This is a genomic window from Streptomyces sp. NPDC002671, assembly GCF_053592475.1.
This window is the reverse complement of sequence record NZ_JBSFVU010000002.1, coordinates 142116-157314: the sequence shown is the minus strand read 5'-3', so window position 1 is coordinate 157314 and position 15199 is coordinate 142116. Positions and strand designations below refer to the sequence as shown.

Below are 15199 nucleotides of genomic sequence, written 5' to 3'. Positions count from 1 at the left end.
GCTGTGGCCTGGTCCACTCACGTTTCCTCGTCGGAGCAGTCTGCGCGGCTGTTGCAGAATCCCTCTTTTTCTTCCAGTGAGGTCACCCGTGTCCACCACCGAGAACCAGGCTCCCGAGACCGGCACCGCCCGCGTGAAGCGCGGCATGGCGGAACAGCTCAAGGGCGGCGTGATCATGGACGTCGTCACGCCGGAGCAGGCGAAGATCGCCGAGGACGCGGGCGCCGTCGCCGTCATGGCGCTGGAGCGGGTCCCGGCCGACATCCGCAAGGACGGCGGCGTGGCCCGTATGTCCGACCCGGACATGATCGAGGGCATCATCAACGCCGTCTCCATCCCGGTCATGGCCAAGTCCCGCATCGGCCACTTCGTCGAGGCCCAGGTCCTGCAGTCCCTCGGCGTGGACTACATCGACGAGTCCGAGGTCCTCACCCCGGCCGACGAGGTCAACCACTCCGACAAGTGGGCGTTCACCACCCCCTTCGTCTGTGGCGCCACCAACCTTGGTGAGGCCCTGCGCCGCATCGCCGAGGGCGCGGCCATGATCCGCTCGAAGGGCGAGGCCGGCACCGGCAACGTCGTCGAGGCTGTCCGCCACCTGCGCCAGATCAAGAACGAGATCGCCAAGCTGCGCGGCTTCGACAACAACGAGCTGTACGCCGCCGCCAAGGAGCTGCGTGCCCCGTACGAGCTGGTCAAGGAGGTCTCCGAGCTGGGCAAGCTCCCGGTGGTCCTCTTCTCCGCCGGTGGCGTGGCCACCCCGGCCGACGCGGCCCTGATGCGCCAGCTCGGCGCCGAGGGCGTGTTCGTCGGCTCCGGCATCTTCAAGTCGGGCGACCCGGCCAAGCGCGCCGCCGCCATCGTGAAGGCCACCACCTTCTACGACGACCCGAAGATCATCGCGGACGCCTCCCGCAACCTGGGCGAGGCCATGGTCGGCATCAACTGCGACACCCTCCCCGAGACCGAGCGCTACGCGAACCGCGGCTGGTAAGGCACCGGAACACACATGAACACCCCCGTCATAGGCGTCCTGGCCCTCCAGGGCGACGTACGGGAGCACCTCATCGCCCTGGCCGCGGCCGACGCCGTGGCCAGGCCGGTGCGGCGCCCCGAGGAACTCGCCGAGGTGGACGGTCTCGTCCTGCCCGGCGGCGAGTCCACCACCATCTCCAAGCTGGCCACCCTCTTCGGAGTGATGGAGCCCCTCCGCGCGCGCGTGCGGGACGGCATGCCGGTCTACGGAACCTGCGCGGGCATGATCATGCTCGCCGACAAGATCCTCGACCCGCGCTCGGGCCAGGAGACCATCGGCGGCATCGACATGATCGTGCGCCGCAACGCCTTCGGCCGGCAGAACGAGTCGTTCGAGGCGCAGGTCGACGTCCGTGGGATCGACGGCGATCCTGTAGAGGGCGTTTTCATCCGGGCCCCCTGGGTCGAGTCGGTCGGGGCCGAGGTGGAGGTGCTCGCCGAGCACGACGGCCACATCGTCGCGGTCCGCCAGGGCAATGTGCTCGCCACGTCGTTCCACCCGGAACTGACCGGCGACCACCGCGTGCACTCCTTGTTCGTCGACATGGTGCGCGCCAACCGGACACCGGAGTCCTTGTAGGATCTCTGGGGGTCCCCCAGCCGTTGAGGTCTGGGGGAGTTCGTTCATAGATGGGTTACGCGAAGGAGACAGGCAGATGTCCGGCCACTCTAAATGGGCTACGACTAAGCACAAGAAGGCCGTGATCGACGCCAAGCGCGGCAAGCTCTTCGCGAAGCTGATCAAGAACATCGAGGTCGCGGCGCGTATGGGCGGCGTCGACCTCGACGGCAACCCGACGCTCTACGACGCCGTCCAGAAGGCCAAGAAGCAGTCGGTCCCGAACAAGAACATCGACTCCGCGATCAAGCGCGGTGGCGGTCTCGAGGCCGGCGGCGCCGACTACGAGACGATCATGTACGAGGGCTACGGCCCCAGCGGCGTCGCGGTGCTCATCGAGTGCCTCACCGACAACCGCAACCGCGCCGCCTCCGACGTGCGCGTCGCCATGACCCGCAACGGCGGCAACATGGCCGACCCGGGCTCCGTGTCGTACATGTTCACCCGCAAGGGCGTCATCATCGTCCCCAAGGGCGAGCTGAGCGAGGACGACGTCCTGGGCGCCGTCCTGGACGCCGGTGCCGAGGAGGTCAACGACCTCGGCGAGAGCTTCGAGGTCATCAGCGAGGCCACCGACCTGGTCGCGGTCCGCACCGCGCTCCAGGAGGCCGGCATCGACTACGACTCCGCCGAGTCGAGCTTCGTACCGTCCGTCCAGGTCGAGCTGGACGAGGAGGGCGCGAAGAAGATCTTCAAGCTGATCGACGCGCTGGAGGACAGCGACGACGTGCAGAACGTCTTCGCGAACTTCGACGTCAGCGACGAGGTCATGGAGAAGGTCGACGCGTAGCGCTGCCGCGGGCTCAGCGTCTTCTCTGGCGGGCCGGTGGGACACGATCCCACCGGCCCGCCGTCGTTGTCAGTGGCAGTGGATAGCCTGGCGTGGACAAGAAGATCACCGTCCATGGACCACAACCATCAATTGAGGGACCACGACGGTGCTCAGCCAGGTCCGCGAGAGCGGCGGCGGTTTAGCCGCAAAGAAGGGCAGGGGCGCGTGCGCGTACTGGGGGTGGACCCCGGGCTGACCCGGTGCGGTGTCGGCGTCGTCGAGGGGGTCGCGGGCCGCCCGCTGACCATGCTCGGCGTCGGTGTCGTACGGACGCCCACGGACGCCGAACTCAGCCAACGGCTGCTCGCCGTCGAGCAGGGCATCGAGCAGTGGCTGGACGAGCACCGGCCCGAGTACGTCGCCGTCGAGCGCGTCTTCAGCCAGCACAACGTGCGCACCGTAATGGGCACCGCCCAGGCCAGCGCCGTCGCCATGCTCTGCGCCGCCCGCCGCGGCATCCCGGTCGCCCTGCACACCCCCAGCGAGGTCAAGGCCGCCGTCACCGGCAGCGGACGCGCCGACAAGGCGCAGGTCGGCGCCATGGTCACCCGGCTGCTGCGGCTCAGCGCCCCACCGAAGCCCGCCGACGCCGCCGACGCCCTCGCGCTCGCCATCTGCCACATCTGGCGCGCCCCCGCCCAGAACCGGCTCCAGCAGGCCGTCGCCCTGCACAACGCCAACGCAGCTCACGCAGCTCACGCAACGAAAGGCCGTACGGCATGATCGCCTTCGTCAGCGGCACGGTCGCCGCACTCGCCCCCGACGCAGCGGTCGTCGAGGTCGGCGGCGTCGGCATGGCCGTCCAGTGCACGCCGAACACGCTGTCGACGCTCCGCATGGGACAGCCCGCCAAGCTGCACACCTCCCTCGTCGTCCGCGAGGACTCGCTGACCCTGTACGGCTTCGCCGACGACGACGAGCGCCAGGTCTTCGAGCTGCTGCAGACCGCGAGCGGTGTCGGCCCGCGCCTCGCCCAGGCCATGCTCGCCGTGCACACCCCGGACGCCCTGCGCCGCGCCATCGCCACCAGTGACGAGAAGGCCCTCACCGCCGTCCCCGGCATCGGCAAGAAGGGCGCGCAGAAGCTGCTGCTGGAGCTGAAGGACCGCCTTGGCGAGCCCGTCGGCGCCCCCGCGATCGGCGCGCCGGTCACCCAGGGCTGGCGCGACCAGCTGCACGCGGCCCTCATCGGCCTGGGCTACGCCACCCGCGAGGCGGACGAGGCCGTCTCCGCCGTGGCCCCGCAGGCCGAGGCCGCCGGTGGCACACCGCAGGTGGGACAGCTGCTCAAGGCCGCCCTGCAGACCCTGAACCGCGCCCGCTGACCTGCGCCACCCTGCTAGGAGACTTCAGTGAACTGGGACGACACGACCGACAGCTCCGCCGCGGAGCGGCTCGTCGGTGCGTCCGCCGACCGGGAGGACCAGGCCGTCGAGGCCGCCCTGCGGCCCAAGGACCTCGACGAGTTCATCGGCCAGGAGAAGGTCCGCGAGCAGCTCGACCTCGTCCTGCGCGCCGCCCGCGCGCGGGGGGCCACCGCAGACCACGTGCTGCTCTCCGGCGCGCCGGGCCTCGGCAAGACCACCCTGTCGATGATCATCGCGGCCGAGATGGGCGCCCCCATCCGCATCACCTCCGGCCCCGCCATCCAGCACGCCGGCGACCTCGCCGCGATCCTCTCCTCCCTCCAGGAGGGCGAGGTCCTCTTCCTCGACGAGATCCACCGCATGTCCCGGCCCGCCGAGGAGATGCTGTACATGGCCATGGAGGACTTCCGCGTCGACGTCATCGTCGGCAAGGGCCCCGGCGCCACCGCCATCCCGCTGGAGCTGCCCCCCTTCACCCTGGTCGGCGCCACCACGCGCGCCGGCCTGCTGCCGCCGCCGCTGCGCGACCGCTTCGGCTTCACCGCGCACATGGAGTTCTACGAGCCGCACGAGCTGGAGCGGGTCGTGCACCGCTCGGCGAACCTGCTCGATGTCGGGATCGAGCCGGACGGCGCCGCCGAGATCGCCGGCCGCTCGCGCGGCACGCCCCGCATCGCCAACCGCCTGCTGCGCCGTGTCCGTGACTACGCCCAGGTCAAGGCGGACGGCGTGGTCACCCGCGAGATCGCCGCGGCGGCCCTCAAGGTCTACGAGGTCGACGCGCGCGGCCTCGACCGGCTCGACCGCGCGGTCCTGGAGGCGCTGCTGAAGCTGTTCGGCGGCGGCCCGGTCGGGCTGTCGACGCTCGCTGTCGCGGTGGGGGAGGAGCGGGAGACCGTCGAGGAGGTCGCCGAACCGTTCCTCGTCCGCGAGGGACTGCTCGCCCGCACCCCGCGCGGCCGGGTCGCCACGCCCGCGGCGTGGGCCCATCTCGGTCTCACCCCGTCCGGGCCGGCGGCCGGGGGAGCCGCAGGAGCTGCAGGAAACGGACAACAGAACCTGTTCGGGGCGTGACGACGGCGAGAAGCGGAGCTGACGGCTGCCAGACGCGTGCGTGACGGCGAGGGCAATGGCGGGAGCAGGAACCCAGGTGCCATGCTGAGCGTTGTTCCATGCACGCGGACTCGCTTAGACTCCGCCGATGCCACCCTTGCGGGCGGCGCCGACCCACACCCCCATCAACAGGCCGCTCTCCGTCGCGGTCGCGCGAAGGAAACCCCGTCCCGTGAAGACCATCACTCTCCTCCCCTTCATCGTGCTCATCGCGGCCATGTTCCTGATGACGCGCTCGGCCAAGAAGAAGCAGCAGCAGGCCGCCTCCATGCGGAACGAGATGCAGCCCGGCTCCGGTGTCCGCACGATCGGGGGGATGTACGCGACGGTCAAGGAGGTCCACGAGGAGACGGTCCTCCTCGACGCCGGTCCGGGCGTCGAGCTCCTCTTCGCGAAGAACTCGATCGGCGCCGTCCTCACGGACGACGAGTACAACCGCATCGTCCACGGCATCGAGCACGACCTGAAGTCCGACGCCGACATCGTCCCGGACGACGCCTCCTCCCTCACCGAGGGCGACAAGACCGACGAGCCTGCCGCCGCCTCCGACGACAAGAGCGTCGACCTCGGTAAGAAGGACGCCGCCGAGGACGAGACCGACGCGGCCGAGGCCCCCGAGACCAAGGCCGCCGAGGCCAAGGCGGACGAAGAGCCGAAGAAGACCGACGGCGACACCGACGCGAAGTAGTCACGCCCCGGGGCGTCGCGGGGAGGCATGACGGGCCCCGCGCGCCCCGGGCGCATCTGTGTCCCGTACGGGACCCGACCATGTCATGGCCGACCGCGCCGACCAGGCGTCGGGCGGCCCGAGAGGGAGTACGAGAAGGTGGCAGCACCTAAGAGGGGCCGGAGCGCGAGCGCCCAGAGCAAGCCAGGGCGCTCGCTGGCCCTCATCCTGATCGCCATCGTGGCGCTCACCGGGGGGATGTTCGCCTCCGGTAACACCACTCCGCGTCTCGGCATCGACCTTGCCGGTGGTACGAGCATCACGCTCAAGGCGAAGGCCGACCAGGGGTCGGCGATCAACAAGGCCAACATGGACACCGCGGTCGACATCATGAACCGCCGTGTCAACGGCCTGGGCGTCTCCGAGGCGGAGGTGCAGACCCAGGGGAACGACCACATCATCGTCAACATCCCCAAGGGCACCAACTCCAAGCAGGCCCAGGAGCAGGTCGGCACCACCGCAAAGCTGTACTTCCGCCCGGTGCTCGCCAACGGGCCCAGCGGCCCGGCCGCGAAGACCCCTTCGCCGAGCGCCTCCCCCGGCGGAAGCGCCTCGCCGAGCCCGTCCGCGAGCGGGTCGTCCAAGCCGAAGGCGTCCTCGTCCTCCACCGCGTCCCCGAGCGCCACCGCGACCTCGCAGGGCCGCGCGGTCACCGACGCGCTGAAGGCCGACGCCACTGCGTCGCCGTCCGCCTCCTCGAGCGCTTCGCCGAGCGCCTCGTCCAGCGGCAAGCCGTCCGCCAGCCCGTCCGCGTCCGCGACCGGCACCCCCTCCACCAGCCAGCTCCAGGCCCAGTACGCCGCCCTGGACTGCTCCAAGCCCGCCGAGCGAGCCAAGGCCGGCACCAGCGCCAAGCCCAGTGAGCCCACCGTGGCCTGCGGCGAGATCAACAAGGTCTGGTACAAGTACGTGCTCGGCCCGGCCGCCGTGGACGGCACCGAGGTCAAGAAGGCCCGCGCCGTCTTCGACACGCAGGGTGCCGCCGGCTGGCAGGTTCAGATGGACTTCAGCTCCAAGGGGTCCACGAAGTTCGCGAACATCACCGGCGAGCTGGCCAAGAACCAGACCCCGCAGAACGAGTTCGGCATCGTCCTCGACGGCCAGGTCGTCTCCAGCCCGTACGTGAGCACCGCCATCACCGGTGGGCAGGCGGTGATCTCCGGCCGCTTCACGCAGCAGGAGGCGCAGAACCTCGCCAACATGCTGTCGTACGGCGCCCTGCCGCTGTCCTTCAAGGAGGACACCGTCACCACGGTGACCGCCGCGCTCGGCGGTGAGCAGCTGCACGCCGGTCTGCTCGCCGGCGCGATCGGTCTCGCCCTGGTCGTGATCTACCTGATCGCCTACTACCGCGGCCTGTCGATCGTGGCGATGGCCTCCCTCCTGGTCTCCGCGGCCCTCACCTACGTGATCATGTCGCTGCTCGGCCCGGCCATCCACTTCGCGCTGAACCTGCCGGCGGTCTGCGGTGCCATCGTGGCCATCGGCATCACCGCCGACTCGTTCATCGTGTACTTCGAGCGCATAAGGGACGAGATCCGCGAGGGCCGCTCGCTGCGCCCCGCCGTCGAGCGCGCCTGGCCGCGCGCCCGTCGCACGATCCTGGTCTCCGACTTCGTGTCGTTCCTCGCCGCCGCGGTGCTGTTCATCGTCACCGTCGGCAAGGTGCAGGGCTTCGCGTTCACGCTCGGCCTGACCACCGTGCTCGATGTGGTCGTCGTCTTCTTCTTCACCAAGCCGCTGATGACGATCCTCGCCCGCCACAAGTTCTTCGCGAACGGCCACAAGTGGTCCGGGCTCGACCCGAAGAGCCTGGGCGCCAAGCCGCCGCTGCGCCGCACCCGCCGTCCCGCCGGTCCCGCCACCGGCTCTGTCGACCCGAAGGAAGCGTGAGCGATGTCGAAACTCGGCAGCCTCGGCGCCCGACTGCACCGTGGTGAGATCAGCTACGACTTCGTCGGCAAGCGCAAGATCTGGTACGGCGTCTCGATCCTGATCACCATCACGGCCATCCTCGGCCTGGCGGTGCGCGGCCTGAACATGGGCATCGAGTTCAAGGGCGGCGCGGTCTTCACGACCCCGACGCACATGAGCACCTCGGTGGCCAAGGCCGAGGAGTACGCGAAGGACGCCTCCGGGCACGAGGCGATCGTCCAGAAGCTCGGCAACGGCAGCCTGCGCATCCAGATCGCCGGTATCGAGACCGACAAGTCCGACCAGATCAAGCAGACGCTGGCCAAGGACCTCAACCTCAACCCGGAGAAGCTCGCCGCCGACCTGGTCGGCCCGAGCTGGGGCGAGCAGATCGCCAACAAGGCCTGGAAGGGCCTGGCGATCTTCATGGTCCTCGTGGTGATCTACCTGGCGATCGCCTTCGAGTGGCGCATGGCCATCGCGGCCCTGGTCGCGCTGATCCACGACATCACCATCACGACCGGCATCTACGCCCTCGTCGGCTTCGAGGTCACGCCCGGTACGGTCATCGGTCTGCTGACGATCCTCGGTTACTCGCTCTATGACACGGTCGTCGTCTTCGACAGCCTCAAGGAGCAGACGAAGGACATCACCAAGCAGACGCGCTTCACCTACAGCGACATCGCCAACATGTCGATCAACGGCACCCTGGTCCGTTCGATCAACACCACCGTGGTGGCGCTGCTGCCGGTGGCGGGCCTGCTGTTCATCGGCGGCGGCTTCCTCGGCGCCGGCACGCTGAACGACATCTCGCTGTCGCTGTTCGTCGGCCTCGCGGCCGGTGCGTACTCCTCGATCTTCATCGCCACGCCGCTCGTCGCCGACCTCAAGGAGCGCGAGCCCGCGATGAAGGCCCTGCGCAAGCGGGTCCTGGCCAAGCGCGCCCAGGCCGCCGCCGAGGAGGACCTCGCGGAGGCCCGTGGCGCCGGCGAGGACGGGCCGGAGGACGCCACGCCCGCAGTCGTCGGCCCGCGCAACCAGCCCGCCCGCGGCCGGGGCCGTGGCCGGGCCTCCGGGAAGCGCCGATGACCGAGCTCGCAGACCTCACGACGCTGCTGGCCAGCCGCATCCGTGACGTGGCCGACTACCCCGAGCCGGGCGTGATGTTCAAGGACATCACCCCGCTGCTCGCGGACCCGGCGGCGTTCACGGCGCTCACCGACGCGCTGGCCGAGATCGCCGTGAGCACCGGCTCGACCAAGGTCGTCGGCCTGGAGGCCCGGGGCTTCATCCTGGGCGCCCCGGTCGCCGTCCGCGCGGGCCTGGGCTTCATCCCGGTCCGCAAGGCCGGCAAGCTGCCCGGCGCGACCCTGCGACAGGCCTACGACCTGGAGTACGGCTCGGCCGAGATCGAGGTCCACGCCGAGGACCTGACCCCCGGCGACCGCGTCCTGATCGTGGACGACGTCCTCGCCACGGGCGGCACCGCCGAGGCCGCGATCCAGCTCATCCAGCGGGCCGGCGCCGAGGTCTCGGGCCTCGCCGTCCTCATGGAGCTGGGCTTCCTCGGCGGCCGTGCCCGTCTGGAGGCGTCCCTGAAGGGCTCGCCGCTGGAGGCACTGCTCCAGGTCTGAGCCGGCTGATCACCGTACGGCCGCCCCGGCACCGCGCCGGGGCGGCCGTCGCCGTTCGGACACCCTCCGCGCCCCCGGACATCACCCCGAATCCACCTCCTGGAATCAGGCGGGCGCCTCTCGCGTTTCACCGGTAGACGGTCCTCACTTCGGCCTGAAGGCGATGACGAGGCGCAGGATCGCTACCATGGGGTCTCCGGAGCCTGACCGGGGGACCCGGATCGCGCACGAGGAGCCCTCTTGCCAGACGAGGCCCAGCCACTGACCGCCGCCAAGCCCGAGCACGCCTCGGCCGCCGCGGCCAAGCCCGCGCCGAACGCGTCCAACGCGAAGAACGACGCCCGCGGGACGGTCGAGCACGCCCAGTCCGCGCCCGTCGAGAAGACCGCCGAGGCCGCGCGTCCCAAATCGGCCGCCCCCCTGCGCCCCGCGTCCCAGACCACCCGCAGCGGCTCCTCCAACCGCGTCCGCGCCCGCCTGGCCCGCCTCGGTGTGCAGCGCGCGAACCCCTACAACCCGGTGCTGGAGCCGCTGCTGCGGATAGTGCGCAGCAACGACCCCAAGATCGAGAACTCGACGCTGCGCCAGATCGAGCGCGCCTACCAGGTCGCCGAGCGCTGGCACCGGGGGCAGAAGCGCAAGAGCGGCGACCCGTACATCACGCACCCGCTCGCCGTCACCACCATCCTCGCCGAGCTGGGCATGGACCCGGCCACGCTCATGGCGGGGCTGCTGCACGACACCGTCGAGGACACCGAGTACGGCCTGGAGGACCTGCGCCGTGACTTCGGCGACGTCGTCACCCTGCTCGTCGACGGCGTCACCAAGCTGGACAAGGTCAAGTTCGGCGAGGCCGCGCAGGCCGAGACCGTGCGCAAGATGGTCGTCGCCATGGCCAAGGACCCGCGCGTCCTGGTCATCAAGCTCGCCGACCGCCTGCACAACATGCGCACCATGCGCTACCTCAAGCGCGAGAAGCAGGAGAAGAAGGCGCGCGAGACGCTGGAGATCTACGCGCCGCTCGCCCACCGCCTCGGCATGAACACCATCAAGTGGGAGCTGGAGGACCTCGCCTTCGCGATCCTCTACCCCAAGATGTACGACGAGATCGTACGGCTGGTGGCCGAGCGGGCACCGAAGCGTGACGAATACCTGGCCATAGTGACCGACGAGGTCCAGTCCGACCTGCGAGCCGCCCGCATCAAGGCGACCGTCACCGGCCGCCCGAAGCACTACTACAGCGTCTACCAGAAGATGATCGTCCGCGGCCGTGACTTCGCGGAGATCTACGACCTGGTGGGCATCCGCGTCCTGGTCGACACCGTCCGCGACTGCTACGCCGCCCTCGGCACCGTGCACGCGCGATGGAACCCGGTCCCCGGCCGGTTCAAGGACTACATCGCGATGCCCAAGTTCAACATGTACCAGTCGCTGCACACGACGGTCATCGGGCCCAACGGCAAGCCCGTCGAACTCCAGATCCGCACCTTCGACATGCACCGGCGCGCGGAGTACGGCATCGCCGCGCACTGGAAGTACAAGCAGGAGGCCGTCGCCGGCGCCTCCAAGATCCGCACCGACGCACCCAGGACGTCCGCCAAGGACAAGGACGCCATCAACGACATGGCGTGGCTGCGCCAGCTGCTGGACTGGCAGAAGGAGACCGAGGACCCCGGCGAGTTCCTGGAGTCCCTGCGCTTCGACCTCTCGCGCAACGAGGTCTTCGTCTTCACGCCCAAGGGCGACGTCATAGCGCTGCCGGCCGGGGCCACCCCGGTGGACTTCGCGTACGCCGTCCACACCGAGGTCGGCCACCGCACCATAGGGGCGCGGGTCAACGGCCGCCTCGTACCGCTCGAATCCACCCTGGACAACGGCGACCTGGTGGAGGTCTTCACCTCAAAGGCGGCCGGCGCGGGCCCCTCGCGCGACTGGCTCGGGTTCGTCAAGTCGCCCCGGGCGCGCAACAAGATCCGGGCCTGGTTCTCCAAGGAGCGCCGTGACGAGGCGATCGAGCAGGGCAAGGACGCCATCGTGCGGGCCATGCGCAAGCAGAACCTGCCGATCCAGCGCATCCTCACCGGCGACTCCCTGGTCACGCTCGCGCACGAGATGCGCTACTCGGACATCTCCGCGCTGTACGCGGCGATCGGCGAGGGGCACGTCTCCGCACCGCACATCGTGCAGAAGCTCGTCCAGGCCCTCGGCGGCGAGGAGGCGGCCACCGAGGAGATCGGCGAGACGGTCCCGCCGACCCGCACGCGTGGCCGCAAGCGGCGCAGCGCCGACCCCGGCGTCGTCGTCAAGGGCGTCGACGACGTGTGGGTCAAGCTCGCCCGCTGCTGCACGCCCGTCCCCGGCGACCCGGTCATCGGCTTCGTCACCCGCGGCAGCGGCGTGTCGGTGCACCGCAGCGACTGCGTGAACGTCGAATCGCTGTCCCGCGAGCCGGAGCGCATCCTCGACGTCGAGTGGGCGCCCACCCAGTCCTCGGTGTTCCTCGTCGCCATCCAGGTCGAGGCGCTGGACCGCTCCCGGCTGCTGTCGGACGTCACCCGCGTCCTGTCCGACCAGCACGTCAACATCCTCTCCGCGGCCGTCCAGACCTCCCGCGACCGGGTCGCCACGTCCCGGTTCACCTTCGAGATGGGCGACCCGAAGCACCTCGGCCACGTCCTGAAGGCCGTACGGGGCGTGGAGGGCGTGTATGACGTGTACCGGGTGACGTCGGGACGCAGCCGGTCGTAGCAGGGGCGCGGGCGGTCGTGGCAGGGACCCCGCAGCCGTCAAACGCGCATGTGAAAGGCCCCGTACGGCGCGTACGGGGCCTTTCACATGCGTGGGCGGGGTGTCAGCCGCCGAACTCCTCCAGGCCCTTCAGAGCCTGGTCCAGGAGCGCCTGGCGGCCCTCCAGCTCCCTCTCCAGCTTGTCGGCCTTGGCGTTGTTGCCCTGGGCGCGCGCCTGCTCGATCTGCGCCCTCAGCTTGTCCACCGCGGCCTGCAGCTGACCGGTCAGACCCGCGGCACGCGCGCGTGCCTCCGGGTTCGTCCGGCGCCACTCGGCCTCCTCGGCCTCCTGGATGGCCCGCTCGACCGCGTGCATCCGGCCCTCGACCTTGGGACGCGCGTCCCGCGGCACATGGCCGATGGCCTCCCAGCGCTCGTTGATCGAGCGGAAGGCGGCCCGCGTGCTCTTCAGGTCGTCGACGGGCAGGAGTTTCTCGGCCTCCTCGGCCAGCTCCTCCTTGAGCTTCAGGTTCTCCGTCTGCTCCGCGTCCCGCTCGGCGAAGACCGAGCTGCGGGCGGCGAAGAACACGTCCTGGGCGCCGCGGAAGCGGTTCCACAGGTCGTCCTCGTGCTCGCGCTGGGCGCGGCCCGCGGCCTTCCACTCCGCCATCAGCTCGCGGTAGCGGGCCGCCGTCGGACCCCAGTCCGTCGAGCCGGACAGCGACTCGGCCTCCGCGACCAGCCGCTCCTTGGCCTTACGGGCGTCCTCGCGCTGCGCGTCGAGCTGCGCGAAGTGCGCCTTGCGACGCTTGGAGAACGCCGACCGGGCGTGCGAGAAGCGGTGCCACAGCTCGTCGTCCGACTTGCGGTCCAGCCGCGGCAGCCCCTTCCAGGTGTCCACCAGGGCGCGCAGCCGCTCACCGGCGGCCCGCCACTGGTCGGACTGCGCCAGCTGCTCGGCCTCGGTGACCAGGTCCTCCTTGGCCTTGCGGGCCTCGTCGGACTGCTTGGCCCGCTGCTGCTTGCGCTCCTCGCGCCGGGACTCGACGGTCGCCACCAGCTTGTCCAGCCGGGCCCGCAGCGCGTCCAGGTCGCCGACCGCGTGGTGCGCCACCACCTGCTCGCGCAGGTGGTCGATCGCGGCCTGGGCGTCCTTCGCCGACAGGTCGGTGGTCTGCACTCGCTTCTCGAGGAGGCCGATCTCGACAACCAGGCCCTCGTACTTGCGCTCGAAGTAGGCCAGCGCCTCCTCAGGGGAGCCGGCCTGCCAGGAACCGACGACCTGCTCGCCGTCGGCCGTACGCACGTACACGGTCCCCGTCTCGTCGACGCGGCCCCACGGGTCGCTGCTCACAGCGCCTCCTCCACATGATGCCTGCGGAGGGCCTCAGCGCCCCCGGGCATCGTCCACAGTTTCGTCACGGCCAACATAGGCGACCAGCGGGTTACCTGTCCGCATCCAGCGCGACCGAAATTCCGCCGCAGGCCGCCCTGAGCATCAGGATTTGGTGACCGTCGCCTTGTTGATCACCACGGTCGCGTTCGGCGCGGTGTTGCCGCTGGTCGGGTCGGCCGGCTGCGCGCCCGCGTTCGCGATCTTCTGCAGGACCTTCATGCCCGCCGCGTCGATCGTGCCGAACGGCGTGTAGCTCGGCGGCAGCGGGCTGTCCTTGTACACGAGGAAGAACTGGCTGCCGCCGCTGTGCTTCTGGCCCGTGTTGGCCATCGCGACCGTGCCCGCCGGGTACTTGTTGCCCTTGAGGCTCGGGTCCTTCAGGTTCTCGTCCGGGATGGTGTAGCCCGGCCCGCCCATGCCCGTGCCCTGCGGGTCGCCGCACTGGAGCACGAAGATGCCCTCGGGGGTGAGCCGGTGGCACTTCGTGTGGTCCAGGAAGCCCTGACCCGTCAGGAAGGCGAACGAGTTCACGGTGTGCGGCGCCGCCGCCGTCTTCAGCGCGATGCCGATGTCACCGCACGTCGTCGCGAGCTTCATCGTGTACTTCGCCGACGTGTCGATCGTCATCGCCGGCTCCTTCTTCCAGCTCAGCTTCTTCACCGAGCCGGCCGCCGGCTTCGCGCACGGGTCCGGAGCCTTGCTGGTCGGGGACGCGCTCGGCGTGACGTCGGCGCTCGCGTTCGACTTCTTGTCGTCGTCGTTCTTCAGCACCCCGGTCGTGTACAGCGCGAGACTGCCGATCACGACCACGCCGAGCACGGATGCGATGACGGAGTTCCGCATGCGCGCCTTGCGCCGCGACTGGGTGCGCCGCTGCTGCTGCCGCAAGAACTTCTCCCGGGCGAGCTGACGCCGCCGCTGCTCCTGGCTGACCACCGGGTTCTCTCCTCATGCGTGTCGTGTGTCGACGTGTTTCGAGCGGTACGCGTGCGTCTTGTGAGCCGATCGCTGCGTGTAGCCCCGTACCGTATATGGGTTCGCTGTGGAAACGGCAGCGCCGGTAGGCTCTGACTGCATCTGCAGCAGCCTGTAATCGACACAACGAAGGACGATCGTGCTCATTGCCGGGTTCCCCGCCGGGGCGTGGGGGACGAACTGTTATCTCGTCGCCCCCGCCCCCGGTGAGGAGTGCGTGATCATCGACCCCGGCCACCAGGCCGCCGAAGGCGTCGAAGAAGCGCTCAAGAAGCATCGGCTCAGGCCCGTCGCCGTCGTCCTCACCCACGGCCACATCGACCATGTGGCCTCGGTCGTCCCCGTGTGCGGCGCGCACGACGTGCCTGCCTGGATCCACCCCGAGGACCGGTACATGATGAGCGACCCCGAGAAGGCGCTCGGCCGGTCGATCGGCATGCCGCTGATGGGCGAGCTGACCGTGGGGGAGCCGGACGACGTCAGGGAGCTGGCCGACGGCGCCAAGCTGGAGCTGGCCGGGCTGGAGTTCTCCGTGGCCCACGCACCGGGCCATACCAAGGGGTCGGTGACCTTCCGGATGCCCGAGACCGCCGACATCCCGTCGGTGTTCTTCTCCGGGGATCTGCTGTTCGCCGGCTCCATCGGACGCACCGATCTGCCCGGTGGCTCCATGGAGGACATGCTCGACTCGCTGGCCCGCGTGTGCCTGCCGCTCGACGACTCCACCGTGGTGCTGTCCGGACACGGCCCCCAGACGACCATCGGCCAGGAGCGCGCCACCAACCCCTATCTGGGGCAGGCGGTCGCAGGCCGCCGAGATCGCGGCGCCTCCCCGGCTTTTCGACGAGGAATGTGACGAG

At 69.9% G+C, this 15199-nt stretch carries 14 protein-coding genes; 12 read left to right on the top strand and 2 right to left on the bottom strand.

The features are described 5' to 3' along the window. Window positions 1-88: 88 nt before the first annotated feature. The 11 genes from pdxS to ACWD35_RS03340 all read left to right on the top strand — a co-directional run bounded on the left by pdxS (window position 89) and on the right by ACWD35_RS03340 (window position 11989). Window positions 89-994 carry a pyridoxal 5'-phosphate synthase lyase subunit PdxS gene (gene pdxS / locus ACWD35_RS03390; protein ID WP_451349452.1) on the top strand — a complete coding sequence of 302 codons (906 nt, stop codon included), beginning with the start codon at window positions 89-91 and terminating at the stop codon, window positions 992-994. 15 nt (window positions 995-1009) lie between these two features. Continuing rightward, window positions 1010-1615: a pyridoxal 5'-phosphate synthase glutaminase subunit PdxT gene (gene pdxT / locus ACWD35_RS03385; protein ID WP_451349451.1), complete on the top strand. Its 606-nt coding sequence runs from the start codon at window positions 1010-1012 to the stop codon at window positions 1613-1615. 76 nt (window positions 1616-1691) lie between these two features. Beyond that, window positions 1692-2444 (top strand): YebC/PmpR family DNA-binding transcriptional regulator, encoded by a 753-nt coding sequence (locus ACWD35_RS03380; RefSeq protein WP_451349450.1) that lies wholly within the window; start codon window positions 1692-1694, stop codon window positions 2442-2444. A gap of 207 nt (window positions 2445-2651) precedes the next feature. Then, entirely contained in the window at window positions 2652-3209 is a 558-nt protein-coding gene (gene ruvC, locus ACWD35_RS03375; RefSeq protein WP_451349449.1) for a crossover junction endodeoxyribonuclease RuvC, read from the top strand. Then, a complete protein-coding gene (gene ruvA, locus ACWD35_RS03370; protein WP_451349448.1) occupies window positions 3206-3811 on the top strand; it encodes a Holliday junction branch migration protein RuvA in 606 nt (201 codons plus the stop codon). The genes ruvC and ruvA overlap by 4 nt, the downstream gene beginning before the upstream one ends. A 27-nt stretch (window positions 3812-3838) precedes the next feature. Further along, entirely contained in the window at window positions 3839-4927 is a 1089-nt protein-coding gene (ruvB, locus tag ACWD35_RS03365) for a Holliday junction branch migration DNA helicase RuvB (RefSeq protein WP_451349447.1), read from the top strand. A gap of 211 nt (window positions 4928-5138) precedes the next feature. Continuing rightward, window positions 5139-5654, top strand: a complete 516-nt coding sequence (gene yajC, locus ACWD35_RS03360) for a preprotein translocase subunit YajC (protein WP_451349446.1) — start codon at window positions 5139-5141, stop codon at window positions 5652-5654. Window positions 5655-5792: 138 nt separating this feature from the next. Next, window positions 5793-7586: a protein translocase subunit SecD gene (gene secD / locus ACWD35_RS03355; RefSeq protein ID WP_451349445.1), complete on the top strand. Its 1794-nt coding sequence runs from the start codon at window positions 5793-5795 to the stop codon at window positions 7584-7586. A 3-nt stretch (window positions 7587-7589) separates the two neighbouring features. Further along, entirely contained in the window at window positions 7590-8696 is a 1107-nt protein-coding gene (secF, locus tag ACWD35_RS03350) for a protein translocase subunit SecF (protein ID WP_451349444.1), read from the top strand. Then, window positions 8693-9241 carry an adenine phosphoribosyltransferase gene (locus ACWD35_RS03345; RefSeq protein WP_451349443.1) on the top strand — a complete coding sequence of 183 codons (549 nt, stop codon included), beginning with the start codon at window positions 8693-8695 and terminating at the stop codon, window positions 9239-9241. The genes secF and ACWD35_RS03345 overlap by 4 nt, the downstream gene beginning before the upstream one ends. Window positions 9242-9481: 240 nt before the next feature. Continuing rightward, window positions 9482-11989 (top strand): RelA/SpoT family protein, encoded by a 2508-nt coding sequence (locus tag ACWD35_RS03340; RefSeq protein WP_451349442.1) that lies wholly within the window; start codon window positions 9482-9484, stop codon window positions 11987-11989. A gap of 103 nt (window positions 11990-12092) precedes the next feature. Here ACWD35_RS03340 and ACWD35_RS03335 read toward each other — a convergent pair whose 3' ends face one another. Then, window positions 12093-13322 (bottom strand): DUF349 domain-containing protein, encoded by a 1230-nt coding sequence (locus tag ACWD35_RS03335; RefSeq protein ID WP_451349441.1) that lies wholly within the window; start codon window positions 13320-13322, stop codon window positions 12093-12095. A 144-nt stretch (window positions 13323-13466) separates the two neighbouring features. Further along, complete coding sequence (locus ACWD35_RS03330; protein WP_451349440.1) at window positions 13467-14300, bottom strand: peptidylprolyl isomerase; 834 nt, start codon at window positions 14298-14300, stop codon at window positions 13467-13469. Window positions 14301-14478: 178 nt separating this feature from the next. Here ACWD35_RS03330 and ACWD35_RS03325 point away from each other — a divergent pair, with 178 nt between their 5' ends. Beyond that, on the top strand, window positions 14479-15195 hold the full coding sequence (locus tag ACWD35_RS03325; RefSeq protein ID WP_451349439.1) for an MBL fold metallo-hydrolase: 717 nt from the start codon (window positions 14479-14481) through the stop codon (window positions 15193-15195). Window positions 15196-15199 lie beyond the last annotated feature (4 nt).